This is a genomic window from Pseudoalteromonas sp. NZS127_1 (genome assembly GCF_015864295.1).
In the GTDB taxonomy this organism is placed as follows: Bacteria; Pseudomonadota; Gammaproteobacteria; order Enterobacterales; family Alteromonadaceae; genus Pseudoalteromonas; species Pseudoalteromonas arctica.
The window spans coordinates 1-26,516 of sequence record NZ_JADYXO010000008.1 but is presented as its reverse complement, the minus strand read 5'-3'; the positions used below and the strand labels follow the sequence as shown (position 1 = coordinate 26,516).

Below are 26,516 nucleotides of genomic sequence, written 5' to 3'. Positions count from 1 at the left end.
TCGTTACACTGTGTTTGTGCGAACGATTATCAGTTAGATCTAAATGCAAGTCAATGCTTAAATGATAATTATTATCAAATGAGTTTTGAGCTTCGCCACAATATAAATAATAGAGAAAGTTATGCTTAATAATTTCAAAGCAAAAAAACTAAAACAGATATGCCTTGCTGTAAGTATGTTGTTTTTATGTAGTTGTTCGGCATCTTTTACTTACAATAATTTGAGTTGGCTTTCATCGTTTTGGGTTGACGATTATGTTGATTTAAATAAAAAGCAAAATACACAGCTAAAAAACATAATTACAACAACACAAAATTGGCACCGAACTACCCAGTTACCCGCCTACAGACAAGACATACAAAATATAAAAGTATTGTTTAACCAAACATTGGAGGCTAAACAATTAAAAACACAGGTTGTGCTTGCAAAACAACATTGGCAGAACCTACTTGGATACGCAAAGCTGCCTTTAGCTGAGCTTGGGGCAACCTTATCAAGTGAGCAAAGAGGTGAGCTTTTAAACAATATCCAAATAAAAATTAACGACGAGCGCGAAGAGTTTAACGAACAAACCCCGCTTGAGCGAAAAAGTGAGCGTTTAGAAGAGCAATTTGAATACTACGAGCAGTGGATAGGCAAGCTTAATAAACAACAAAAAGCGCTGATTAAATCGACTAATGAGCAACATCAAGACTCAGGAGCGCTGTGGTTAGAGTACAAGCAAAACCGTTTGAATGCAGCCAAACAGGTATTTACAAATGCTGAAATTACAAAAAAAGAATTTATAAATCAGTTAAGTACGGTTATTGAAGAGCGCGAACTTTATATGAGCAACGCGCTATTGAAAAGCAATGAAGTAAACTTAAATTTATATATAAATTTACTCTACAAATTAAACCTAACTCTAAATGATAAACAACGCCAAAGTGTTAATGATCAATTTGATGAGTTAATTGAGACCTTAAACGATATAATAGAAAACTAAATTGTGCGTGAATTATTAAGTTTTAAATTAGCTGTTTAGGCTGGTTTGTTTTTAAACGCAAAAAATGCTTTTTAAAGGGCAATATATGGTTACAGATTTGAAAAGTATCTTAAACACTTGGCATCTCAATAGGGACAACCAAGAATGGGTTTTAGCTACTTTGTACAAAATTGAAGGCTCTAGCTACAGAAAACTAGGGGCTATGATGCTTATTTCGAGCCTAGGCGAGCGCTTGGGGATGCTTTCGGGTGGCTGTTTAGAAGCTGACATACAGCGCCACGCTAAACAAGTAATGAGTACTTTAACCAGTAAAACCATCAGTTATGATGCTACCGACGAAGACGATTTAACATTTCAACTTGGCATTGGTTGTGGGGGCATAGTACACATTTTATTGCAGCCCATCCACAAGGCTAATGACTATTTACAGTTAGAGCTTGTATCTAAAGCACTTAATGAGAATAAACCAGGGCGATACCTTCAACAAGTAAGCCCCATTTTGCCAGCCGGTAGTGGTGTATTTACGCAAAATGATGAGTTACATGGTTTATCAATGAACCGCAAAGCGCAGTTGGTAGAATTACAAGGCGCTACGTGCTTGCAAACTTCTATTTATCCGCCTCCTCATTTATTAATAGTGGGTGGTGGGGCCGATGCAGTTCCGGTTTATACATTTGCCAAACAACTTGGTTGGAGTGTAACTGTATGGGATACACGTGCTGCCAATGCAAAAAGGCAATATTTTAAAAATGCTGATGCTATTTTGCGCATCACACCGAGTGAGTTAAAAGAATATTGCATAACTAATAAAGTAGATGCTGCTATTTTAATGGCTCACAGCGTTGAGCTCGACGCGAATACGTTGGCTCAATTTAAAGATGTTCCGTTTAAATACATAGGGTTATTGGGTCCTAAGCACAGACGTGAACAAGTTTTAGAGCACGCAAATACGCGTGTTTCACAAATAAAGTCTCCTGTTTTTGGCCCTGTCGGTTTAAATTTAGGCGGCGACTCGCCAGAGAGTATTGCACTATCGCTGATCAGTGAAATACATGCAGTGCTGTGTGACAAAAACGCCCAATCGCTAAGCCGTTGGGGGCAAGAGGCGTGCTAATTGCAAAAGTTGTTTTAGCCGCAGGTCAATCATCTCGCTTTAACGGCTGTAAATTAACGGCTGATATCGGGTTTGGCAAAACAATGATTGAGCATGCAGTAAATACACTTCAAGCACTTGATGACACGCCGGTGTATGTAGTTACCGGGGCATGGCATAAAGAAGTATCACAAGCACTGGCAGGTTATAAAAACATAGAGCTCATTGAGAACAAGCAATGGAGCCAAGGTTTAGGTAATTCAATCGCGATAGCTTCTCAAACAGTGTTTAAAAATAAGTCCTTTGATGGGGTTTTATTTATGCTCGCGGATCAGGTTGAGCTAAAAGTAGCGCACTTAAGTGAGCTAGTTACTGGTTTTACACGTAATCCATCGCGCTGGTGCGCAAACTATGGTGAGCGTTTAGGCGTACCCGCTATATTCCCAGCAGTTGATTTATCTCAGCTTACAAGCTTAACTTCAGATAGAGGTGCACAGCAATTACTGCGCTCCAGCAGTGAGGTCGTCAATACAATTAGTTTACATAGTGCGAGTTTAGACATAGATACTCAAAAGCAGCTAAGTAATTTTATAGCTAAAAATGAGTGAAAAAGTAGTAGTAGGGCGAAATAAGTTTTAGCTGCGCTAACGCTTTAGTGCAGTGGTTATGGTATTTAGCTGTTAATGTAGCTGATGCGGTAACTATATGTGTTATGGATTAGTAGTTACAACAATCTTAACTGTTATAACCTGCGTTTAAATTAAATAATTTAAACGCAGGTTATAAAGCTTAATCAAGGGGCAAGCTATGGTGACGTTTACAATTAATGGCAAGGTGGTTGAATCACACGCAAGTGAAGATACACCATTGTTATGGGTTATTCGTGATGAAATTGGATTAAAAGGTACGAAGTTTGGTTGCGGTATTGCAATGTGTGGTGCGTGTACGGTGCATTTAGATGGGCAAGCAACTCGCTCATGTGTTTTACCAATTGGCGCAATTGCAGGAAAAAACATTACCACAATTGAAGGGCTTAATAACGAACACCCACTTCAAAAAGCGTGGGTTGAAGAGCAAGTACCGCAGTGCGGTTACTGTCAATCAGGGCAAATAATGCAAGCTGCTACATTACTTGCAGCTAATCCTAGCCCGTCAGATGAAGAAATAGTGAGCCACATGAATGGCAACTATTGCCGCTGTATGGCTTACAAACGCATTAAAACGGCTATTCAACGCGCTGCAGATGAGTCACAAAGTGTAGTAAATATATTTGATCCAAATGCACAAGACGCTTAACTGGAGCCGATAATGAAAAAATTATTTCAAAAAAATAGCGAAACCGTTAATTTAAATCGTCGCTCGTTTATGATTGGCACTGCTAGCGCGGGCTTGGTTATGGCGTTCGCCCCTGCGTTGTTTTCGGGTTCGCTCAGTGCAAAAGAATCTATTGCACAACAGGCTTTTTCACCGACTATTTGGTGGACTATGAGCACCGATGGCGCCGTAGAAGTGAGTATTGCAAAAGCTGAAATGGGTCAACATATTGGTACTGCACTTGCGCGCATTGTAGCTGATGAACTTGAATGTGATTGGGATAAAGTATCAATTACCTACGTAGATACTCACGAAAAATGGGGCTACATGGTTACCGGCGGTTCGTGGTCTGTATTTCAAAGCTTTAAGCCATTATCTCAAGCCGGCGCTGCGGGTCGAATTGCATTAATAGAAGCTGGAGCTAAAATGCTCGGCGTGTCTGCAGATAAATGTCGTGCTGAAAAGGGCTATATTATTGCAGGCGAAAAATCGGTTAGTTACGCTGACATAGTTAAAAAAGGCGAGTTTAATCGTACATTTACCAGCGATGAAGTTGCAAACCTTCCACTAAAACCTGCTAATAAACGTCATTTAACTGGGCTTAAACAAGACTTTAAAGCGCTTGATATACCAGCCAAAACAAATGGTACCGCAGTATATGGGATAGATGTAGAAGTTGAAGGCATGCTGTACGCGCGCCCAGTAATACCGCCAACCCGTTATGGCAGTACGGTGACAAATGTTGACGATACAGCAGCAAAAGCGATTAAAGGCTACAAAGGTTATGAAGTTTTAAATGATCCAAGCGAAACTGTACAAGGCTGGGTTGTTGTACTTGCGGACAACTACCCAAGTGCCATTAAAGCAGTAGATGCTTTAAAGGTGAGTTATAAAAAGGGTGAGTCGGCAAATATATCTGAAGCTGATATTCAAAACGAAGGTAAACGATTGTGCGAGCAACGCGACTCAGGTACGTTGTTTGTTGATGAAGGCGATATAAAGAAAACCCAAGCAGACGCCAGTGAGTCGTTAGAATCAATGTATACCACAGCGACAGCGAGTCATTATCAGCTAGAGCCACTTAATGCATTAGCCGAATTTAAAGACGGTAATTGGATTATTCATACGGGGAACCAATGGCAATCGCTTACGTTACCTGCTATTGCAAAAGCACTTGAAGTCGCCCAAGAGAAAGTGATTATTCGTCCTTATTATTTAGGCGGTGGTTTTGGTCGCCGACTATTTGGTGATTGGACTGTACCGGCAGCCCTAACTGCAAAAGCAGTGGGTAAACCAGTAAAGCTAGTATTTACACGCGCAGACGATAGTTTATTTGATCAGTCTCGCTCTGCATCTGCTGCAAAAATGACAGCTTCGTTTGATAAAAACGGCACTTTCATAGGAATGGAACATGCATTTGCGGCAGGTTGGCCTACCAAAGCAATGGCACCAGGATTTCTAGCTCCAGGTGTTGATGGTAAAGGTAAATTTGATGCGTTTTCAGCATCGGGCGCAGATCATTGGTATAGCATGAGTAGTCATCGAGCACGTGCTATTAATAACGAAGTTGCACAAAGCACCTTTACTCCAGGCTGGTTACGCTCAGTAGGACCAGGTTGGATTGCATGGAGCCTTGAGTCGTTTATTGACGAAATTGCCCATAAGCAAGGCAAAGATCCCGTTCAATTTAGAATCGAAATGTTAGATGGTAAAGGCAAGCAAGCAGGTAAAGCACCTGAGAGTGTTGGCGGAGCGCTACGTTTACGTAACGTACTTAAAACCGTGTCTGATAAAGTCGCTTCTGTTAAATTAGCGAAAGATGAAGGCATTGGTTTTTCAGTGAGTTCGGGGCAAGAGCGCACAATGCCAGCTTGGCTTGCAACCGCAGCACATGTTCATGTTAACCGTGATAGTGGTAAAATAACGCTTAAAAAGCTTTATGTTGTTGTAGATGCCGGCTTAATTGTTCATCCTGATGGGGCATTAGCGCAAATTGAAGGCTCATTATTATGGGGTAGCAGCCTTGCTTTACACGAGTCAAATACGTATAAAGATGGGCAAGTATCGGCTACTAACTTTAATACTTATTTACCGCTAAGAATGCAAGATGTACCAGATATAGACATTGAGTTTTTACAAAGTGATGAGTTTCCGGTTGGTTTAGGTGAACCTGGGGTTATAGGCGTTGCGCCAGCCATAGGTAATGCCGTATTTAATGCTGTAGGCGTGCGTTTGCGCGACCTACCAATGAAGCCAAGCGCAGTTAAAAAAGGCTTGGATGCGTAAAGCATAGTTAAAATAGTTAAAGGGGCCTAATTTAGAGAGCTCCTTTAGCTATTACACGTATTTTTGTCATTATTATTTTATATCAATAACTAAAGCAGTTTAGGTAGTGATGGCTTATTGATATTAGTTAAGGTTTGTTTATGCTAATCGACCCAACAGGGCGAGAGTTTAGTTACTTGCGTTTGTCTATCACTGACGTATGCAATTTTAAGTGTGTTTATTGTTTACCCGACGGTTATCAAGGCGGTAATGACCGTGGTTTTTTAAGTGTGAATGAAATTAGTAATACGCTTAAAGCATTTGCTCACCATGGTATTGAAAAAGTAAGGATCACTGGCGGAGAACCCACCTTACGTAAAGATTTTATAGATGTTATTCGCGCCGCAAAAGATATTGTAGGTATCAAAAAAATTGCAATGACCACCAATGGCTTTTCTCTTCATAAAAACATTCACAACTGGGTAGATGCCGGCTTAAATGCGATTAATGTAAGCATTGATACCTTAGATCCACGGATGTTTAACACTATTACTGGGCATGACAAATTTACCTCAGTAATGAAAGGTATTGATACCGCGCTTGAAACAGGGATTGATTCGGTAAAAATAAACAGTGTGCTTATGAAGCAATATAACGCGCAAGAGTTTGATACGTTTTTAAATTGGGTTAAGCATCGGCCCGTTACTATTCGCTTTATTGAGTTGATGCAAACAAACGATAACAAAGCCTTTTTTGATGCTAACCATGTCTCTGGTCAAGTGTTAAAAGCTCAGTTATTACAAACGGGTTGGCAGCAAGTTGCGCGTAGTGCATCAGCAGGCCCTGCGCAAGAGTTTGCACATCCTGATTATCAAGGCAGAATTGGTTTGATCATGCCTTACAGTAATGACTTTTGTAGTACCTGTAATAGGCTAAGGGTTACAGCAAAAGGTAATCTGCATTTATGTTTGTTTTCTGAAGAGGGTATTTCGCTAAGAGAATATATGAATGATAATTCCAATAGTGAATTAATGGCATTGCTATCGCGTTATATTAAAACTAAAAAACCAACTCATCTTTTACATCAAGGTAATACAGGCATTACGACTAATCTATCTATGCTAGGTGGCTAGCTTTTGAAACTACCTAGCAAAGTTAAAGTACCAAACGTGTTCCTAAAATGTGTAACATTATCCCTAAAATACCAACAAAATGGTGTGTTTACATGGTTTTAGAGCAACAAGGCTTGTTAAATTGTATTTTCACGTTAAACTTAATTTTTATTTTTTGTTAAGTGATTTGAATGGATATCGCAGCTCTTAATAGCACTAAATCATTAAGAAAGGACGTCCTCAGAGGAATGTGCCTTTGTTTTGGTTTTTTATCGGCTGGGTTTGCGGGGTTTAATTTAACCGTAAATAACTTTCCACTGCTTGGCTATATCGAAATCTGTTTTTCTATTTATTGTATATTTACTTATATTTCACTTACACGTTGTCCACTACAGTTTTGGCAATCCGTTGTGATGTGTGCACTTGTAACGTTTATTGTTATTTTAGCTACAGCTTTAGCATCTCCTCGTAACGGTGTATTCGTATGGTCGTTTGCATTACCTATTTTGTACTACCTGTTGTTAGGTAAACAATATGGTGTGATTTTCTCTGCAAATTTATTAGTTATCCAAGTGTTTATTTTAGGGAGTAAGTCTACATTTGCCCCCTTTGAAACTTTTAACTTATCCCTTAATCTACTCTGTGCTTATTTAAGTATTTGGGCGATTTCTCATGTTTTTGAAGGGAGCCGCTCACATTTTTCAAAGCGCCTTAAAAATTTAGCGTTACTTGATCCATTAACGGGTGCAGGTAATCGCCTTTCAATGAACCACTACTTTGAAGTAGAACTACAAGATAAGTCACAGTTATATTTGTTTTTACTCGATTTAGACTTTTTTAAGCAGATAAATGATGAGCATGGCCATGGTGTGGGTGACCAAGTACTTGTTGAAGTGGCCACTTTACTAAGGGTTGCACTTGGCAGAGGGTACGTATTTAGAGTTGGCGGTGAAGAGTTCGCTTTATTTAGCTCTTTTGCAAATGAAGAGGCTGCACTAGATACCGCAGAACAAATAAGAGCACGTTTTGAAAATACAACATTTGATATTGATGGCCTTGCTATCAATATTACAACGAGTATTGGAATCGCAAAATTTAAAAGTACTAATTCATTGGAAAGCTTTGTAAACCAAGCGGATAAACAGTTATACAAAGCAAAACAATTTGGTCGCAATAAAGTGTATTGTAAGTTTAAAAAAGAACATGACTACGAAACGGTAGTTGCTTAAGCAGGGTAACTTAATACATTTGCTCAAAATTGGGGATCCCGTTTTCCCAAATTGGTTTATCTTTTCCTATATGTTCGCGTACAGCATCAAAAAATAACCGAGTTCTTACCGGTAAATCTCGATGCGGATACACGGCATACATCGCACTAAACTCCATTAGTTTCACATCAGTTAATAAAGGCACTAGTTTACCCTGTGATATTTCATCACCAATAATAAATGCAGGGGCGACAAAATAAGTGGTGCCCGATAATGTTTTCATCAGTAATGACTCTGCATCGTTTGCTCTAAACACACTTTTTATTTTTTGCTCGCAGGGCTCACCTTTACTGTTGTAGTAATCTATTGCATCTATCCGAATAGAGTTACTGGCGTAGCTTGCTGCTGGCAATTGTGCTAAATCTTCCATTGTTTTGGGCATACCATAAGTGTCTATATACTCTGGTGCTGCAACAATGAGTAAGCGATTACGCGCTATTTTACGTGCAATAAGGGATGAATCTTTTGGCTCACCAACACGAAATGCTAAATCAAACCCTTCAGAAACTATATCTACTAATCTATCGTCTAAGCGCAGTTCAACTTCTACTTGCGGAAAGCGTTTTTGGAAATCATTAAGTACAGGTTGCAAATAACGCCTGCCAATCAATGTTGATGACGTGATTTTTAACACCCCGCGTGGCTCTAAATGGTAGTTTTCAGCCATGCGTACTGTTTCGCCGAGCAACTCTCTAAGCTCAGCGGCTTTTTTGATCATTTCGGCGCCCGCCGCTGTGAGCGAAAACGAGCGTGTCGTACGGTTAAGTAACCTAACGCCTAACTCATCCTCTAAACGGCTAATTTGCTTGGATATAACAGAGCGATCTATGTTGCGTAATTCTGCAGCTTTTGCAAAAGAGCCTTGCTCAACCACTTCAAGTAACATTAAAAGCCGACTTGTTGTATCCATTATTACACCTTAACTAATCTATTGATGCCATTTTGGCATTAATGAATTTAAAAATCTATGGTTTTTACACACGGGTTTAATCCGTATTATGCGAGGCTAATTAACAATGGAGCGTCTTCATGAACAAACATCTAATTGCTGCTGCACTTACTGCGGCATCTTTAACTCTTGCAGGTTGTGCCGATGAGAGCACAGCTCAATCAGCACCTGCACAGCAACTTCAACCAATTGATGTAGCACAGGTGCTTGTTAAACCAGTACAAAGCTGGCACACATATACAACTCGTTTAGAGTCTCCACAAGAAGTTGCCTTAATGCCGCGTGTATCAGGAATAATCGATAGCATTGAATTTAAAGAAGGCGATGTGGTTAAAGAAGGCGATGTTTTATTTCAATTAGATGCTCGCCCATTTGCAGCGGTTGTTGCGAGCTTAAAAGCGCAAATCAACAGCGCACAAGCCGCACTTGAACAAGCTAAAAGTGAAGATAAACGTGCTATACGCTTATTAGACCGTAAAGCAATTTCTACTGAGCAAGCTCAAGCGCGTACTTCAACACTACGCCAACGTGAAGCACAACTTTCTGCACTTCAAGCACAACTTACCTCAGCAGAGCTTGATTTAGAATTTACGTCAGTTGTATCACCCATTGACGGCATTATTTCTCGTGCAAATATTACTAAAGGTAATAACATACTTGCGGGTCAAAGCGTATTAACGTCGATTGTTTCAAACCAAGCTATGTACGCTTATTTTGATGTTGATGAACGCACATGGAATAGCTCTTTTAATGATGTTACTGCTGCGAGCCATCAAACTGTTGTAATGCAAAAAGTGGGTCAAAGCGATTTTGCATACAAAGGCTACATTAACTTTATTGATAACCAAATTAATTCATCAACGGGTACATTACGTGTACGTGCGGTATTTAATGAAGACAGTAACCAGTTACGCGCAGGCTCGTTTGCACGTATTAAGCTTGCAGCCAACTCTATTAGTGACGCGATTATTATCCCAGAACGTGCAATTGGTACCGACTTAAAAAATCGTTTTGTATTAACGGTTGGCGAAAACAACGTACTTGAATACAAGCTAATCACTACTGGTGAGCGTTACGGTGCATTACGTGCGGTTACATCGGGCCTTAACGAAGGTGATGTTATTGCTGTAAATGGCCCTGCTCGCGTAGGCCCTGGTATGCCAATCTCTCCGCAAACAGTAACAATTGATACAAGTGGTGTGGCATTTACATTGTTAAACGACAACGCACAATTTGTGGCTAAGCAATAAGGTTTATTGATGAAATTTTCGCATTTCTTTATACAGCGTCCAATATTTGCGGCCATGCTGTCATTGGTTATTTTAATTGCTGGTGGTATATCACTATTCCAACTACCAGTAAGTGAATACCCAGAAGTAGTTCCTCCAACTGTTGTTGTTACCGCTAACTACCCGGGTGCTAACCCTACCGTTATTGCGCAAACAGTGGCAACACCGCTGGAGCAAGAAATTAACGGCACTGAAAACATGTTATATATGTTTTCGCAAGGTACCAGTGATGGCCGCATGACACTAACGGTAACCTTTGCGTTAGGTACCGATTTAGATCGTGCTCAAGTACAAGTACAAAACCGTGTAAACAGCGCACTTCCGCGTTTGCCAGAAGAAGTACAACGTTTAGGTGTTGTGGCTGAAAAGTCATCACCAGATTTAACCATGGTAGTGCATTTATACTCACCTGAAAAAACGCACGACACAGCGTATTTATCTAACTATGCCGATTTAAACATTAAAGATGAAATTGCGCGTTTACCGGGCGTAGGTGATATTCGCATGTTTGGTGCTGGCAAATACTCAATGCGAGTATGGCTAAACCCAGATGCACTTGCTGCACGCGAATTAACAGCAACAGATGTAGTAACAGCGCTTCGCTCGCAAAACCAGCAAGTTGCTGCAGGTAGCTTAGGCGCGCAACCAATTTCAAACGACAGTCAATTTCAAATATTGTTAAACGTTAAAGGTCGTTTAAACAGTATTGAAGAATTTGAACAAGTTATTATTAAAGTAGGCGACGAAGGTCAGTTAACGCGTTTATCTGATATAGCCCGTGTAGATTTAGGTCAAGACACTTACTCACTGCGTGCAGAGCTTGATAATCAGCCAGCACTTGCAATGCCAATATTTCAACGCCCTGGGTCTAATGCTATTGAGCTTTCCGATCAAGTACGCGAAACAATGGCGCGCTTATCTAAAGATTTTCCTACCGGTGTAGAATACGACATTGTGTACGACCCTACGGTATTTGTTCGCGGATCGATTGACGCTGTAATTGCCACTTTGCTTGAAGCAATTGTATTGGTAGTTATTGTTGTTATTGTATTTTTACAAACATGGCGTGCATCAATTATTCCGTTAATTGCCGTGCCTATTTCACTCATTGGTACGTTTGCAGTAATGCAGTGGTTAGGCGTATCAATTAATACCTTATCGTTGTTTGGCTTAGTATTGGCCATAGGTATTGTTGTAGATGATGCCATTGTAGTTGTTGAAAACGTAGAGCGTAATATCGAAAAAGGCTTATCGCCACTTGAAGCAACCCGCGTTGCAATGAGTGAAGTAACAGGCCCTATTATTGCCATTGCGCTAGTACTAAGTGCTGTATTTATTCCTACTGCGTTTATTACCGGTTTATCAGGTCAATTTTATAAGCAATTTGCACTTACAATTACTATTTCGACTATTATCTCAGCGTTTAACTCATTAACGTTATCGCCTGCGCTTGCTGCATTGTTATTAAAATCGCACGATGCAAAACCAGATGCGTTCACGCGTTTACTTAATAAATTGTTTGGTCGTTGGTTATTTAAACCATTTAACCGCGTATTTAATCGTGGTGCTAAAGGTTACGAAAAACTGGTACAAAAACTAATTCGTATGACCGTTGTTGTTATGGTGGCTTACATAGCACTTGTTGGTGGCACAATTAAGTTATTTGATACCGTACCGGGTGGCTTTATTCCACAGCAAGATAAACAGTATTTAGTGGCGATTGCGCAGTTACCTGATGCATCAAGCCTTGATCGTACTGAAGATGTGCTTTCTCAAATGCAGCAAATTGCATTAGAAGTACCAGGCGTTGCACATACAGTTGCTTTTCCTGGCTTATCAGTGAACGGTTTTACTAATAGCCCTAACAGCGGCATTGTATTTACACCACTTGAAAGCTTTGACAAACGTACCGACCCAAGCCAATCAGCGATGGCGATTGCTGCAGAGTTGAATAAACGTTTTGCTGCCATTGATGAAGCATTTGTAGCGGTATTTCCACCGCCGCCAATTCAAGGTTTAGGCACTACCGGCGGTTTTAAACTGCAAATAGAAGACAGAGCAAATAAAGGATTTGAAGCCTTATTTAATAGTCTGCAAGCTGTTATCGGTAAAGCGCAACAAGACCCTGCATTAATGGGCTTGTACTCGAGTTTCCGTATTCAAGTTCCACAAATGGATATTGATATTGACCGTGAGCAAGCGCTAATTCAAGGTATTCCACTTGATGAAGTATTTAATGCACTGCAAATTTACTTAGGCTCTGTGTACGTAAATGACTTTAATATGTTTGGCCGTACCTACCAAGTAAATGCACAGGCTGATGCTGACTACCGCTTAGACCCTGATCAAATTCTTAATTTAAAAGTACGTAACCGCTCAGGTAATATGGTGCCTCTAGGCTCTGTATTAACAGTAACACCAACAATTGGTCCTGACCGTGTTATGCATTACAACGGTTACCCAAGTGCAGAACTAAATGGTAGCCCAGCGCCAGGTTATAGCTCTGACCAAGCACAAGTTGCTATTGAAAAAGTACTCGCAGACACACTACCAACAGGTATTGAGTATGAGTGGACTGAAGTAACGTACCAACAAGTACTTGCCGGTAACACCATGGTTTATGTATTCCCGTTAGTTGTATTACTTGTATTTATGGTACTTGCAGCGCAGTACGAGAGCTTACGTTTACCACTGGCAATTATATTAATTGTACCAATGACTATTTTCTCAGCCTTATTAGGTGTGTGGTTTGTTGGCTCTGACAACAACATATTCACCCAAATAGCGTTAATAGTACTGGTTGCGTTGGCTTCTAAAAATGCGATATTGATGGTTGAGTTTGCAAAAGATAGACACGACTCAGGCTTATCGCACTTAGAGGCAATACTTGAGGCATGTCGTATGCGCTTGCGCCCAATATTAATGACCTCAATTGCATTTACAGCAGGTGTTGTACCGTTAGTTCTTGCTACCGGTGCGGGCGCCGAAATGCGACACGCAATGGGTAACGCAGTATTCTCAGGGATGATAGGTGTAACCGTGTTTGGCCTATTGTTTACGCCGGTATTTTATATGTTAGTGACTAACAAAAAAGAGAAAGCGCAGGAGAATACTCATGACTAAATTAATGCAAAAAAGACTTAAAACAAGTCTGACCGCCAGTGCAGTATTAGTTGCTGCGTTTTTAGCAGGATGTGCGAGTAAAATAGACACCATGAGCGAGCAAAAAGCCGTTAACGAATTTGTTGCTAAAGCTAATATTGCTAGTAACGTTAGCGTTGCTGATGAGACAAACTGGTGGAAAAAGCTTAATTCTGATCAACTAAATGAGCTTGTTACTGGTGCGCTTGCAAATAACTATAATTTGCAAACAAGCCAGTTAACACTTAAAAGTGCATTAGCGCGATTAGGAGAGCAAAAAGCCCAATACCTGCCGCAAGGTGGCGTAAATGTTGGCGCAGCTCGAAGCGATGCACCAAGCGTGTTTGACCGCCAATCAAGTGCAAACGTTGCACTTGATTGGCAACTAGATTTATTTGGTCGCATAACGGCGTTGGTTGATGCAGCAAATGCATCGGCCATGAGCCAAGCAGAGCAAGTACGCTTATTACAAATTGAAGTTGTTTCGTCAGTCGTTAAAGGCTTTGTAAGTTACCAAGGGAATGTTGAAAAACAACACATTGTTACACTTCAAATTGAAGCGCTTGAGCAAAGTATTGACGTTTTACAGGCACGAGTTGATGAAGGTGTAGCTAACGAGCTTGATTTAAACCGTACGATGGCGCAGCTTAGGCAGCAACAAGCATTAATGCCTGCTATTGAGTATGCAAAATACAGCGATTTATCTGCGCTTGCAGTACTAAGCGGTAAGCTAGCGCAAAATATTGCTATTGAAAACGAGCAAGGCGTGCTTGAACGTGACTTTAGCGTAGCACTAAAAAACGCTAATAATGCCATTGCCTTACGTCCAGATATTAGCCGCGCGCTGTTTGACTTTAGCCAAGCAAATAGTTTAAGTGTTGCAGCTAGCAAAGCGTTATTACCCGATATTAGCTTATCTGCATTTGCAGGGGTTGTGAGTATAGATAGCACAGGCTTAAAAAATACCGATCAACAGTGGCAAGTAGCGCCGCAGTTACAGTGGTCTATTTTAAGTTATCCTGCGCTTTTAGCGCAGCGTGACGCGCAACAGTTTTTAAGTGAAGCTGCGTACAGCGATTATCAACAAGTAGTATTAACTGCACTAAGTGAAAGTGAACTTTCACTGCAATTGTTGGTCAATCAAGCACAGCAAAAACGCTTTGCCGATGAACGTTATGACTTTGCTAATAAAGCATTTTTACAAGCACAAGCAATGTACGAAGAAGGTCAAATTCCTTACCTTGAGTTGTTAGATGCGCGCCAGGATGTTTTAATAGCACAAGAAAATGCTGTTGAAACAACAATTTCTTCACTGCTTGCCAAAGTAAATGCTTACCAGTCATTTAATGGGCAATGGAGTTATGCGTTAAACGACACTAATAAGTAGAGTTATATTGATGCCAAATACTGAAAATTTACATGAATACATTATCCCGCAAACTATGCGCGCTATTGTACTGCCAGAACCAAATGAAGCAATTGACTTAGCGGATGCTGAGCTGCCTGTTCCTATTTGTGCAGATAACGAGCTGCTTGTAAAAGTAGAGTACGTTGGTTTAAATCCAGTTGATGGTCAATTTGCTAAAACAGGCTTTTGTAAATGGCAGTATCCACACATTTTAGGCTTAGATGCCGTAGGTGTTGTGGTTAAAGCTAATAAAGGTGTGTTTCCAAATGTTGGCCAGCGCGTTATGTGGCATGCCAACATTGGTGAGCAAGGTGCTTTGAGCGAATACACCAAGGTACCTAACTTTGCAGTGTCGGTTGTGCCAAGCGGTTTAAACCCGGCCATTGCAGCAACACTTCCATGCGCCGGTATGGCAGCACTTATTAGTTTAGATAAAATAGGCATTAGTGAAGGCGATACTATTTTTATTGAAGGCGGAGCCGGAGCGGTAGGGCAGTTTGCTATTCAATATGCAAAACAGCGCGGTGCAGACGTATTTACCACAGCATCAAAGCGTAATCATAAGTTGGTTAAGCAGTTAGGCGCTGATGTGGTTTTTGACTATAGCGATAAAAAGCTATGCGAAAAAATCCGCAGAGAACTTGGCCCGCAAGGCTTTGATGCGGTTATTGATACGATTGGTGGTGAGTGTACTCAGCGTAATATTGAGTTAATGCGTTTTTGTGGACGTATTGCCTGCTTAAATCCGCTCCCTTGTTTTGATCAAGATTTAATGTATCACCGAGCGCCCAATATTAGCGTTGTATCAATTGGTGGTGCATGGCTTGCTAATAGTTTATGTGCACAACAACGCTTGAGTTTTATGGGCAACCTGTTACTTGAAGGAGCTGTTAGTGGCGACATTAAACACCCAGAAATAACGCCCGTAGATTTTAGTGCTGAGTCAGTATCGCAAGCGCTTAATAAACAACTTGCGGGTGGTTTTACCGGCAAGCAAGTTGTTAAAGTTGCTAAGTGAAGCGCTTATACAATTTAAATTTAAGTAGTTTTAGCTAGATTAACTGATAATGTAGCCTCTACAAATTAAATAAAAACGCAGCCTTTTTTTGCTGCGTTTTTTTATGCCCATCAAAAAATAAATGCAGCGCTAGAGGTTTTGCTGTTTTATTCATCATTTTAATCAAAATACTTTTTTTCAGCGTACAACTGTAAGCCTTTGTGTTTCAACAGTTTACGTTCAGGTAAAGAAAATAAATTGAAAAAACTGTTAATTAATTGAATAGAGCAATTGATCTAAACGATTTTTTATGACGTAATGTAGGTATTATTTAGCTGGTCGGATGAGTTCAATCATGAGTTTACGTACAAAACTAAAAAAAGTATTACCAAGTATTTCTATCACAGAACAAGAAGCGCTAGACGCGGGTGATGTATGGCTTGAAGGTTCTATCTACCAAGGTAAACCTGATTTCAGTGCACTTCGCGACGTACCTGCTGCTACATTAAGCGCAGACGAGCAAGCATTCTTAGACGGTCCAGTAAAAGAACTACTGGGCATGATTGACGATTCAGTGATTCAAAACGGAATTCATTTACCAAATGACATCTTAGAGTTTTTGAAAAAAGAGCGTTTTTTCTCGCTTATCATTCCTAAGTCGTTTGGTGGTTTAGAGTTTAGCCCTTATGCAAACTCTACTATTGTTGGCACTATTGCGACTAAAAGCTCAGCGGTAGCGGTAACCGTCATGGTTCCTAACTCGTTAGGCCCAGGTGAATTATTACTTCACTTTGGTACGCAAGAGCAACAAGCACATTACTTACCACGCCTAGCAAATGGTACAGACATTCCATGTTTTGCATTAACAAGCCCAGAAGCGGGTTCTGATGCTGGTGGCATTCCAGACATTGGTACAGTTACTAAAGGCATGTATAACGGCGAAGAAGTACTTGGCCTTGAAATCACATGGGACAAGCGCTACATAACGCTTGCACCTATTGCTACCGTACTTGGTTTAGCTTTTAAAGTAATGGACCCTGATGGTTTATTAGGTGGTAAAGAAAGCTTAGGTATTACCTGTGCACTTATTCCTAAAGAGCACCCAGGTGTAGAGCTTGGTAATCGCCACGACCCAATGGGTATTCGTTTTTACAACGGTACTACGCGTGGTAACAAAGTATTTGTACCAATGGATTTTGTTATTGGTGGACAGAAAAACATCGGCCGTGGTTGGCAAATGCTGGTTAGCTGTTTAGGTGCTGGCCGTGGTATTTCATTACCTGCGCTAGGTGTTAGTACAGCACAAGTTGCATTTAAATCAGCATCTGAATACGCAGCAGTGCGTGAACAGTTTGGTTTAGCCATTGGCCAGTTTGAAGGTATTCAAGAAAAACTAGCCGACATTGCAGGTAAAACATACCTACAAGAAGCAATGCGCGTACTTACAACTGAAGGTTTAGGCATGGGCTTAAAACCATCAGTAGTAACTGCAATCGCTAAATACCACATGACAGAGCTTGGTCGCGACGTGCTTGATTCAGCAATGGATATTCAAGCGGGTAAAGCGATTCAAAACGGTCCACAAAATACATTAGCAAGTGGTTATGTTGCTCAGCCGATTGCCATTACGGTAGAAGGCGCGAATATTCTTACACGTAACCTAATGATCTTTGGTCAAGGTGTTATGCGTTGTCACCCATATTTACAATCTATGGTTGAGTCAATTCACAGCGAAGACAAAGGCGCAGATAAAGAATTTAACGGTATTTTACGTAAAACAATTGGCTACAGCACAGCAAACAGCTTACGTGCTTTCCGCTTAGGTGTTTTACCATTTACAGCAAGTGCTAATTCTGAATTACCAGAAGTACGCGACTACGAAAAAGCAGTACATAAATTATCTGCAAAACTTGCAGTGTACGCAGACTTTTCGTTACTTGTACTTGGCGGTAAGTTAAAACAAGCAGAAATGCTATCGGCACGTTTAGGCGATGTAATGAGCTTCTTATATGCAGCTATGGCATCAATTAAATACTACGAGCAAAAAGTATCAAGTAGTGACCGTGAGCAAGCAGCACCTTATTTCCATTACGCGACTCGTTTTGCACTACAAAGTGCTGAAGAAGCATTGCATAAGTTTTTAGATAACTTCCCTGCAAGTGGTACACGTAAGTTTATTCGTTTTATTACAATGAACTACTCAACTAAAATGCCAAAAATTAGTGACGATTTAATCCGCGAACTAGCTAAGCAAGCTCAGCTAGATACCGCATTTAAAGCGCAAATCACGCATTTAGTTAAACCAGTAGTGGGCGATGGCCATCATATTAATGAGCAAGCTTACAAAGCTAAAATGGCATCACTTGGCGAACTGGCTAAAGTTAAAAAAGCATTACGTGCTAAAGTAATTAAACCAGGTATACGCTTTAACATTACGCTTGATAACGCACTAGCGGCAAACGTAATCACGCAAGCTGAACACGTTCAGTTAATTGATTACAACATCAAACGTGAAAAAGCGATTCGTGTAGATGAGTTCGATTTTGATATGAACCTACTAGACGATAACGCACAGCCGATTAATCCGCTTAAAAGCGTAGTTAATCAGTAAGTTAAAGTAATAAAATTCAATGATGCAAAGCGCCCGCAGTATCGGCGCTTTTATTTTTGAGTAAAAAATTAGTGTGGAGCCCCGCTTGTGTAAAAACAAGCGGGGCTTTTTTGTGTTTTTAAATATCAGTTTTCAATAATATTTATTCAACTTTTGAGATTATTCTTGATATCAACTACGGTGGCTTTTCCTGATTTATGGTTGAATAAGATCAGGAGGAAAATCAATTGTCGAAGACAATAATATAACGAGATATTTTTCTCGTTATCCACAAAGCTGTCTTACCTCAAAGTAGCCCATTAATAAAGTTAGTTGATATAAAATTAACTAAAAACAAGTATTTAATTTTTGTAACTATTCTGAATAAGTGAGCACATTTCATACTAAAAATTTAATTTACTATGTACCTATAAAGGTGCACTATATGTTTAATTATTGTATATAAAAAGAAATTAAAATGAGATTCTTAGTAGCTTTTTTGTTAATGCTTTCTTGTGTATTTGATTCGAAAGGAGCTATTATCGATCCTGCAATACCTGCCCCTTCGTTGGTTCCAACGCCAAGCAACTTTAGGTATGAAGAAAATAATGGTTCGTTGCGCATTATGTGGAATTGGTATCCCAATGATGGCGTAATTACACTACCGCCTAAACTTCCACCACCGGCTGAGTTATTCTCTGTTCCAAGAGAGGGTAACTATAAATATAGTATAGACGTTGAGATTGCAGAGCTTAGCAATAATAATATATACAGTATGCTTAGTAATGACTATAGATTACTAGGCAGTACAATTAGCAATAGTTACTTATACAACATGGCTGTTTTTTCAGCAGTTAAATTTAGGGTGAGAGCTAAAAGAACAGATACCTTTACTGATAGTTCTGTTTATTCCGCTTATTTATATAGCCCTCTAATCAATCGTCAAGTTAAGTTATCCGCTCCTTCTATATCACCGGATGGGGGTAATGTAATTCCAACAGATAACATAATTATTACGAATGCTCAGCAAGCAGTAATGAAATACGCTTTGATACCTCTCGAGTCTGATTGTTCCAGTGTAAATAACTGGCTTACCTATGTTGCACCTCTTTCTATTAACTCTAGTCGCCAGTTATGTGTGTTTGCAACTAAGATCGGCTCATTATCTAGTGATATAAAAGAGGCCGTTTATACGGTTAGTTCACCAGCAAACACAAAACAAATTATATTTATACATACGGATTTACTTGGTAGTCCAGTGGCTGAATCTCAGGGAGAGCAATAATGAAAAATTTTACTTATTATTTATCAACAATGTTATTAGCTCCGCTGTTTACTTTAGCGGCACAGCCTCCGGGTGGAGGTGATGTTGAGTTAATAGCGCCTCCATCTGAGTATAATTTAGAGCGTTTTGCCGTCAAGCGAGAGGTTGAGGCGCTTACAAGTAATTTAGCTGGTGAAAGTATTTCACTGGCTGATGGTTCACTCTCATTTACTGTCACTGACTTAAGTATTAAAACGAACTCACAGATCCCTCTAAATATTACACGGACATATAATCGGCTTACAGGTAAAAATGATAAATCCTCAGCACAGTTCGGTGATTGGGAGCTCGAGTTACCAAAAATAGAAGCTACTTACTTAAAAGGCAGCACTCGCTATAGCAATAATTATTATTCTAGTACAGCTTGTTCAAGTGCTTTATCTCCTGGCCCCATTTCATTTTATGGTGATGTTTATGAGCAGCATGAATATTGGAACGGAGCCGATGTGATTATACCTGGTGCTAGTGGGAAATTATTAGGTGGTTCTGGCCAGCATCGTTACCGAACCAAGCTCAATGCATCAATAAACTGTAGTAGTGAAAATGGTAATGAGTATTTTATTGTAAAAACGAGTGAAGGCTTAATTTATACTTTAGGTCATCGTATCGAAAAATTGGGGTTACCACTTGTAAAAACAAAACCTGCACAACGTAGTAAACTTGCTTACGTTGCAACAAAAGTTGAAGATAAGTTTGGCAATACGCTGCATTATATATTTGATGGTAGTAAATTGGAAAAAATCACATACCAACCTTCTGGCTCAGCCCATAGCGAAGACCTCGTTTCGTTTTCATATGAATCATCGGGACGCATAAATAAAATAACAAGCCAAGAGCAGGTTTGGGAGTATTTATATGAAGAAAAGTATGCAAATCAAAACCATAACTTAACAGACGTCATACTTCCAACAGGCCAAAGTTGGGAGTATGATTTTCCTGAGTTTATAAACTACGCGAGCAAGATATATGTAAAACCAAATTTTAATGTAGAAAGCTGTATATATAGCCACACTACTCCGCTATATGGCCCAGAAAGCTCCCTTAAAGTAAAACATCCTAACGGCGCCAACATAAGTTTTAACTACAAATTGACCGTACATGGACGAACGGAAGTCCCGGCAAAAAGTCAGCGTCATACTCGTCAAGGCAAGCCTATAAACTATAATGCTTGCTATGCTAATTTAGCAATTTCAAGTAAATCAATAGATATTAATGATGAACAATATGTTTGGACATATGCCTACAGTAATAATTATTCACACTTTAGTTCTGCAGGTTTAAGTAGTTCAGAAGTTAGTAGTTTCAGACGTGGTATTGCAATTATTGGAAACACTAAAGAAGTTACTTGTAATACTAAAAGTGATTGTTCCTCTATCCCAAGTGGTTTGGGGCTATCTGCTTATGACTTAAGGGTACTCAAGGTCACAGCGCCGAATAATAGTTATATTAACAGCTATATTAGTAAACGCTGGGATGAAACTGAAGGGCAGGTTATAGCTCAGGTCGAACATGCCCCAAATGGAGAAATAAATCAAAAAACATTGACTCAATATTGGAAGAGTAGTTTTAAAGGTAACAGTGGTATTGTCGATCCAATTTTAACCACGAATACAGACACTTTATCTTATATCGTAAAGGATAAAAGAGTTACTAAACATGTTAACAGTGACAGCTTTACTAAAAGTTATATCTATAATATTTATGATGCACCTGAGCAAGTTGTTCTAGCAGGGCCATCGGGTACTTTTTATAAAAAGCAGTTTTACCAGCATGACACTTTAAATTGGATTTTAAATTTACCTACCATCACCCAAGTATCAAGCGATGATCAAAACTATATAGAAACTAAACGCATTCAGTACAATGCTTTTTCGAATAGTTACTTTTCAAACCAACAATTACCGTCAAAAGCGTACCTATTTGGTCAACTACAAATTACTTTCACTGATTACACCGCACAAGGCAATGTTGAGCGAATAGAGTTTAATTCAAATCGTTCAGTAGGCACTGGTAAGCGTTTTATTGAATATGCAAACTACAAGCGCGGTTTACCGCAGGTAATAACGGTGCCAAATAGGTCAACCACAGGAAGCATGAGTGCGGGTACGGTAGTTGATAATAACGGGTGGGTAACTCGTACAACCGATTATAATGGCGTATCAACTAATTACACCTATGATGACATGGGTCGTATTAAATCCGTAGATTTAACAAATGATGCGGCTAATGGCAACTGGTACGACACGTTATATACTTGGGATAACGATACCAATACCCGCACTGCGTCAACGTGTACGTTAAATAGTTCACGGACAGCATGTACAGGTAACGCTGTATTTAAAACCACAGAGTACTATGACAACTTACTGCGACTGACAAAAACAAAAAGCCAAGATTTAGTCAATAGCTCTGCAGCAAATAGTACCCGTTATCAGCGTTTCGAATATAACTATTTGAATCAACCAACGTTCCAATCTTATGCAAGCGAAAATGTGAGTGAAAATAAAGGCACTACAACCGTCTATGACTCACTAGGTCGACAGCAAAGTATTACGACAAGTGGATTAGGTACCGTTAATTACGCCTATTTATCAGGTAACCGCATAGAATTAACAAATGCAAAAGGTCACGTAACAACCACAACCTATCAAGCCTTTGGTTCACCAAGTTACTCGCGCGCAATAAAAATAGAATCGCCTGAGAATGTAACCACCACATTAGATATTGATATATTTGGTTTAACACATGCTATAACACAATCTGGTGCTAATCAGTATGGAAATTCAACGAGTGTTACTGAACGTCGTTATTACGACAATAGTAAACAGTTATGTTTAACTACACGACCTGATGTAGGCAATACCCTTTATAAGCACAATGTAATAGGTGAACTCATCTGGAGCCAAAGTGGCGTTGCTAATACGCAGTGTACAAGTACAGCCCCGAGTGGGAGTGCTTTTTATACATATGATAACTTAGGCAGTCTTAAACAAGTTAACTACCCAGATGCTTCAGGCGATGTTAGCTACGAGCGCGATAACAACGGGAACGTTAAAACTCTAACAGCTGGTAATGTGATTCATCGTTATGAATACAACAACCAAAATCGCCTTGAAGAAGAGCAGCTATTTGTGGCTAATGAGTTGCCTCTAATGCTTAATTATAAATACAATGCTTTGCAACAGCGTGAACAGTTAGGTTACCCAGATGGAACTATTGTAAACTTCAAACCCAATGGCTTTGGTGAGCCAACAGAAGCACAGGTGTATAAAAGTGGAAATGTTGATTTAAGTTTTGCGAAAAGTGCAAGCTACTATGCTAATGGTACACTGAGTTCGTTTACGTATGGTAATGGTGTTAAGCATCAAACAACACTATATGCAGATAGCCTACTACCAAAACAACTTAAAGACACAGGCCCCGCTGGCAGTAATATACCTAGTACTGTTATGGCTTTAACATATGATTACGACAATAATGCAAATGTAACGTCGATTATTGATAGCCAAAACAGCGCCTATAGTTTAACTAATTTACAGTATGACGACCTTGACCGCTTAACCAGTACCACTGGGGCGGCAGGTATTGGGTCGAGTGAAATGCACTACGATGGGCTCGGTAACATTACGTACTATAAAAATAAGAATAAAACACTTAATTACACCTACGACTACGCTAAAAATCGGTTATCTAAAGTAACCGGCGTAAGCGGACGATATGGCTCAATAGGTTACGATACCCGAGGTAACATCACTAATAATGGCGCATACAGTTTAGATTTTAATGTAGCAAACCAACTTACCACTGCAAAAGGTAATAGTTACTTATACGATGGCCATAACCGCCGCGTAAAACAGAGCGATGGCAATGGCACCAGCTATTCAATGTACAGCCAAGATGGTACATTACTGTATAGAGAAAAAGGCGAGACCATAACAGGCAACGGCACTAACTATATTTACTTAGGTAAAAAACTGATTGCTAAATATGGTGATGTTACACCGCAAACCGTGAATGCAAGTCGTCAACACAGTCGCCCATTTGGTGAATCGATAGAAGCACCCAAAGATGACGTAGGGTACACAGGGCATAAATTCGACACCGATTTAGGGTTGAGTTATATGCAGGCACGATACTATGATCCAGTCATAGGTCGTTTTTACTCAAATGATCCGGTTGGGTTTAACAATGTTCATAGCTTTAATCGATATGCCTATGCTAACAATAATCCGTACAAATATGTTGACCCTGATGGTCAATTGGCAGTTCCTTGGCATGGAGGAATAACTTTTTTTGCATCAATTGGTGCGGGCAATGATTTATGGTCAAGTCTTAAGATCGCTTATAGATCTATGCAGGCAGATTGGGAGGAAGGCTCTCAAGGGGTTGATAAATTGGCCGTTGCAAGACACGCTATGTCTCACAGTAATCAGAGCAAGTTAGAAGCGGCTGCGAATCATAAGGCTTTTATAAATACAGCGTTAAATAATGGAGACCTAGGATTGGCTGCTCATGCTATCCAAGATCAATTTGCAGGAGGACATCGTGGATATTTTGAGTGGCTTGGAGGTTTTTTCGACAAGGGTGTTGGAGTTGGGTTAGCCCATTTATGGCATGATATCTTTCCGTCATTTTCTACCATTTCTAATGCATATACTGCAACAAAAGATGGTATAAGTGGTAGAGGTGGAAAAGGAAGTGGAAGCAATTCAAGTGGAAATGGTGGTAAAAAAGTAAGTAATTCTACAGCAGGCTTACTTTGTGGAACTTTAGCGTGTAAAGAGAAAATTAGAAATGATAAGTTTCGTTAAAAAAAGGAAGAGCTCATGAAAATTAAAACTTTTGCTTTCATTCTTATTGTTGAATTAATGCTATCTTCGTGTACAGCAACAGAAAAAGTCAACTATGAAGGAATTATTAGTTCTGATTATTCTGAATATTCAAGGCCATCAATAAAGGATGTAGAAGCTATTATAAATAATCAAAACTATCTAGTTGGTTTCTCGTGGGTTGATAGTCCGATAAATAGTATCGTTTTAATCAAGTCAAGTAACAACGTATATTGTGCGGTAAAATTCACAAAAGTAAAAAGATTAAACGATGAAACTGAAGCGTCTACTTTTAATTCAGGAGCAGAAACATTTTTGGCTAACTTTGACATTTTAGAGTTGTCGAAAAGTGGAATTAAGCGAGAAAGCAATAATGTTGAATTAGTAGACTCTGCATCTATAGGTATTGGAAGGTTGGCGTTTTCTGTAAATAATAAAACAGTTCGTTGTGGAAATTCTAAGCTTTATTGGTCTTATCCTACAGCACTTTCAATTTCAGATGAAGATACAGCTACTAAACTAGCTCCTGCTAGAGCTTTAGATCTTGATAAAGTAAATTTTTTCGCAGATGGTCTAAATTGGGTAGGATATGATGATATGAGAAAACACTACAAAGTGCCAACTATTAAGGGTTACTAAGAGAGGATGAGGGTAAACATGAACGCTTTTCTCATCTAGCTAATCGTTTTTGAATCCAAAGCCCCGCAAGGGGCTTTATTTTAGGAGGGTAATTCAGTTTTGTATTATCTTTACTCAGTAATAGGTTTAATTACTTCTCGCAAGTGAGTTAATACGAATAAACAAGACACCCGAATTCATTATGCAAGTGCACCACTGACCATAACCCACCAATAAATATGACATTCTGAAGTATTTGCTGCGAATAAACAAGACACCCACTTTAAATTTTGCACTTTTAGAAGTTAAAGACTAGCCTTTATTTAGTGTAAAAAATAAGCAGGGTGTCTTATGGCAATCGCAAGAAAGCGTCAAGTAAGTTTGGTTGATACAAAGTACTACCACTGTATTTCACGTTGTGTACGCCGTGCATTTTTATGTGGCGAAGACCGTTTTACAGGCAAGTCTTACGAGCATCGACGAGGCTGGGTTGAAGACAAACTGCTTGAGTTAGCCAAGGTATTTTGTATTGATGTATGTGCTTATGCCGTAATGAGTAATCATACCCATTTAGTACTGTATGTTGATGATAAGAAAGCGAATAGGCTGAATGATAAAGCGATTGTTATTCGCTGGCATAAACTCTGTAAAGGCACATTGTTAACGCAAAAATATGTACAGGGTGAAAAGCTAAGTAAAGTTGAACTTATCTTTTTTAATCAAACAGTAAAGGAATATCGAGAGCGTCTATCAAGTATTAGCTGGTTTATGCGGTTGTTAAATGAAGATATTGCTCGCAGAGCAAATAAGGAAGATAACTGTACTGGCAGGTTTTGGGAGGGACGATTTAGCTCACAAGCACTGCTTGATGAAGCCGCACTTGCCGCCTGTATGGCGTATGTCGATTTAAACCCCATTAGAGCCAAGATGGCTAAAACGCCAGAAGAGTCAGACCATACCAGCGCTCAAGTACGCTTAATATGCGCAAAAGAAGGCAAGCAACCAAAACAACTCCTTCGTTTTGCAGGGATGCCACGTCAAATAATGCCAAAAGGGCTGCCGTTTGAGCTTAAATCGTACCTTGAACTTGTTGAATTAACAGGACGTTGTATACGAGAAGACAAGCGAGGGTATATTGAAAGTACACATTTGCCTTTACTGGAAAGGGTGAATATATCTCCAGAAAACTGGTTAAAGCTTACAACCCAATTTACGCGCGTATTTCATGGCGCAGTGGGCAGGCCAGCCTCACAAGAGGCTTATTGTGAAAACTTAAAGCGAAAGCGGCGAGCGAATATCAGTAACTGCGAAAAGCTACTGGCATAAAACGTAAA

Annotated in this window: 17 protein-coding genes; 16 read left to right on the top strand and 1 reads right to left on the bottom strand. The window is 39.7% G+C overall.

Annotated features, from left to right (window positions below; genetic code table 11):
• Window positions 1-121: 121 nt before the first annotated feature.
• From I6F50_RS09220 to I6F50_RS09190, 7 genes are all read left to right on the top strand, one after another.
• Window positions 122-985 (top strand): DUF6279 family lipoprotein, encoded by an 864-nt coding sequence (locus I6F50_RS09220; RefSeq protein WP_166377205.1) that lies wholly within the window; start codon window positions 122-124, stop codon window positions 983-985.
• A gap of 85 nt (window positions 986-1,070) precedes the next feature.
• Window positions 1,071-2,099 carry an XdhC family protein gene (locus I6F50_RS09215; RefSeq protein WP_197176033.1) on the top strand — a complete coding sequence of 343 codons (1,029 nt, stop codon included), beginning with the start codon at window positions 1,071-1,073 and terminating at the stop codon, window positions 2,097-2,099.
• On the top strand, window positions 2,093-2,686 hold the full coding sequence (locus I6F50_RS09210; protein WP_010553929.1) for a nucleotidyltransferase family protein: 594 nt from the start codon (window positions 2,093-2,095) through the stop codon (window positions 2,684-2,686). The genes I6F50_RS09215 and I6F50_RS09210 overlap by 7 nt, the downstream gene beginning before the upstream one ends.
• Window positions 2,687-2,885: 199 nt before the next feature.
• Window positions 2,886-3,374 (top strand): (2Fe-2S)-binding protein, encoded by a 489-nt coding sequence (locus tag I6F50_RS09205; protein ID WP_007582016.1) that lies wholly within the window; start codon window positions 2,886-2,888, stop codon window positions 3,372-3,374.
• Between the two features lie 12 nt (window positions 3,375-3,386).
• A complete protein-coding gene (locus I6F50_RS09200) occupies window positions 3,387-5,678 on the top strand; it encodes a xanthine dehydrogenase family protein molybdopterin-binding subunit (protein ID WP_197176032.1) in 2,292 nt (763 codons plus the stop codon).
• A gap of 140 nt (window positions 5,679-5,818) precedes the next feature.
• Window positions 5,819-6,790 carry a GTP 3',8-cyclase MoaA gene (gene moaA, locus I6F50_RS09195; protein WP_197176030.1) on the top strand — a complete coding sequence of 324 codons (972 nt, stop codon included), beginning with the start codon at window positions 5,819-5,821 and terminating at the stop codon, window positions 6,788-6,790.
• A gap of 170 nt (window positions 6,791-6,960) precedes the next feature.
• The gene (locus I6F50_RS09190) at window positions 6,961-7,998 is read left to right on the top strand and encodes a diguanylate cyclase (RefSeq protein ID WP_197176028.1); all 1,038 of its coding nucleotides are present in this window, start codon (window positions 6,961-6,963) and stop codon (window positions 7,996-7,998) included.
• A gap of 10 nt (window positions 7,999-8,008) precedes the next feature.
• Here the strand turns inward: I6F50_RS09190 and I6F50_RS09185 are convergent, their stop codons facing one another.
• On the bottom strand, window positions 8,009-8,947 hold the full coding sequence (locus tag I6F50_RS09185) for a LysR family transcriptional regulator (protein ID WP_165729475.1): 939 nt from the start codon (window positions 8,945-8,947) through the stop codon (window positions 8,009-8,011).
• Between the two features lie 119 nt (window positions 8,948-9,066).
• Here I6F50_RS09185 and I6F50_RS09180 point away from each other — a divergent pair, with 119 nt between their 5' ends.
• The 9 genes from I6F50_RS09180 (at window position 9,067) to I6F50_RS09140 (ending at window position 26,508) form a co-directional block, all read left to right on the top strand.
• Complete coding sequence (locus tag I6F50_RS09180; protein WP_197176025.1) at window positions 9,067-10,236, top strand: efflux RND transporter periplasmic adaptor subunit; 1,170 nt, start codon at window positions 9,067-9,069, stop codon at window positions 10,234-10,236.
• A 9-nt stretch (window positions 10,237-10,245) separates the two neighbouring features.
• Window positions 10,246-13,398: an efflux RND transporter permease subunit gene (locus I6F50_RS09175; RefSeq protein ID WP_165729477.1), complete on the top strand. Its 3,153-nt coding sequence runs from the start codon at window positions 10,246-10,248 to the stop codon at window positions 13,396-13,398.
• Window positions 13,391-14,803 carry a TolC family protein gene (locus I6F50_RS09170; protein ID WP_165729478.1) on the top strand — a complete coding sequence of 471 codons (1,413 nt, stop codon included), beginning with the start codon at window positions 13,391-13,393 and terminating at the stop codon, window positions 14,801-14,803. The genes I6F50_RS09175 and I6F50_RS09170 overlap by 8 nt, the downstream gene beginning before the upstream one ends.
• Before the next feature lie 10 nt (window positions 14,804-14,813).
• The gene (locus I6F50_RS09165) at window positions 14,814-15,842 is read left to right on the top strand and encodes a zinc-binding dehydrogenase (protein WP_165722564.1); all 1,029 of its coding nucleotides are present in this window, start codon (window positions 14,814-14,816) and stop codon (window positions 15,840-15,842) included.
• 334 nt (window positions 15,843-16,176) lie between these two features.
• Window positions 16,177-18,432 (top strand): acyl-CoA dehydrogenase, encoded by a 2,256-nt coding sequence (locus I6F50_RS09160; protein WP_165740175.1) that lies wholly within the window; start codon window positions 16,177-16,179, stop codon window positions 18,430-18,432.
• A 457-nt stretch (window positions 18,433-18,889) separates the two neighbouring features.
• Entirely contained in the window at window positions 18,890-19,696 is an 807-nt protein-coding gene (locus I6F50_RS09155) for a hypothetical protein (RefSeq protein WP_197176024.1), read from the top strand.
• A complete protein-coding gene (locus tag I6F50_RS20300; protein WP_231613003.1) occupies window positions 19,696-24,546 on the top strand; it encodes an RHS repeat domain-containing protein in 4,851 nt (1,616 codons plus the stop codon). Before I6F50_RS09155 ends, I6F50_RS20300 begins: the two co-directional genes overlap by 1 nt.
• 15 nt (window positions 24,547-24,561) lie before the next feature.
• A complete protein-coding gene (locus tag I6F50_RS09145) occupies window positions 24,562-25,203 on the top strand; it encodes a hypothetical protein (RefSeq protein WP_197176023.1) in 642 nt (213 codons plus the stop codon).
• Window positions 25,204-25,533: 330 nt separating this feature from the next.
• A complete protein-coding gene (locus I6F50_RS09140) occupies window positions 25,534-26,508 on the top strand; it encodes a transposase (RefSeq protein ID WP_197176021.1) in 975 nt (324 codons plus the stop codon).
• Window positions 26,509-26,516 lie beyond the last annotated feature (8 nt).

Coding starts and splice junctions, on each gene's coding strand:
- I6F50_RS09220 (WP_166377205.1), top strand. CDS start 122: ATGCTTAATAATTTCAAAGCAAAAAAACTAAAACAGATATGCCTTGCT.
- I6F50_RS09215 (WP_197176033.1), top strand. CDS start 1,071: ATGGTTACAGATTTGAAAAGTATCTTAAACACTTGGCATCTCAATAGG.
- I6F50_RS09205 (WP_007582016.1), top strand. CDS start 2,886: ATGGTGACGTTTACAATTAATGGCAAGGTGGTTGAATCACACGCAAGT.
- I6F50_RS09200 (WP_197176032.1), top strand. CDS start 3,387: ATGAAAAAATTATTTCAAAAAAATAGCGAAACCGTTAATTTAAATCGT.
- moaA (WP_197176030.1), top strand. CDS start 5,819: ATGCTAATCGACCCAACAGGGCGAGAGTTTAGTTACTTGCGTTTGTCT.
- I6F50_RS09190 (WP_197176028.1), top strand. CDS start 6,961: ATGGATATCGCAGCTCTTAATAGCACTAAATCATTAAGAAAGGACGTC.
- I6F50_RS09185 (WP_165729475.1), bottom strand. CDS start 8,947: ATGGATACAACAAGTCGGCTTTTAATGTTACTTGAAGTGGTTGAGCAA.
- I6F50_RS09180 (WP_197176025.1), top strand. CDS start 9,067: ATGAACAAACATCTAATTGCTGCTGCACTTACTGCGGCATCTTTAACT.
- I6F50_RS09175 (WP_165729477.1), top strand. CDS start 10,246: ATGAAATTTTCGCATTTCTTTATACAGCGTCCAATATTTGCGGCCATG.
- I6F50_RS09170 (WP_165729478.1), top strand. CDS start 13,391: ATGACTAAATTAATGCAAAAAAGACTTAAAACAAGTCTGACCGCCAGT.
- I6F50_RS09165 (WP_165722564.1), top strand. CDS start 14,814: ATGCCAAATACTGAAAATTTACATGAATACATTATCCCGCAAACTATG.
- I6F50_RS09160 (WP_165740175.1), top strand. CDS start 16,177: ATGAGTTTACGTACAAAACTAAAAAAAGTATTACCAAGTATTTCTATC.
- I6F50_RS09155 (WP_197176024.1), top strand. CDS start 18,890: ATGAGATTCTTAGTAGCTTTTTTGTTAATGCTTTCTTGTGTATTTGAT.
- I6F50_RS20300 (WP_231613003.1), top strand. CDS start 19,696: ATGAAAAATTTTACTTATTATTTATCAACAATGTTATTAGCTCCGCTG.
- I6F50_RS09145 (WP_197176023.1), top strand. CDS start 24,562: ATGAAAATTAAAACTTTTGCTTTCATTCTTATTGTTGAATTAATGCTA.
- I6F50_RS09140 (WP_197176021.1), top strand. CDS start 25,534: ATGGCAATCGCAAGAAAGCGTCAAGTAAGTTTGGTTGATACAAAGTAC.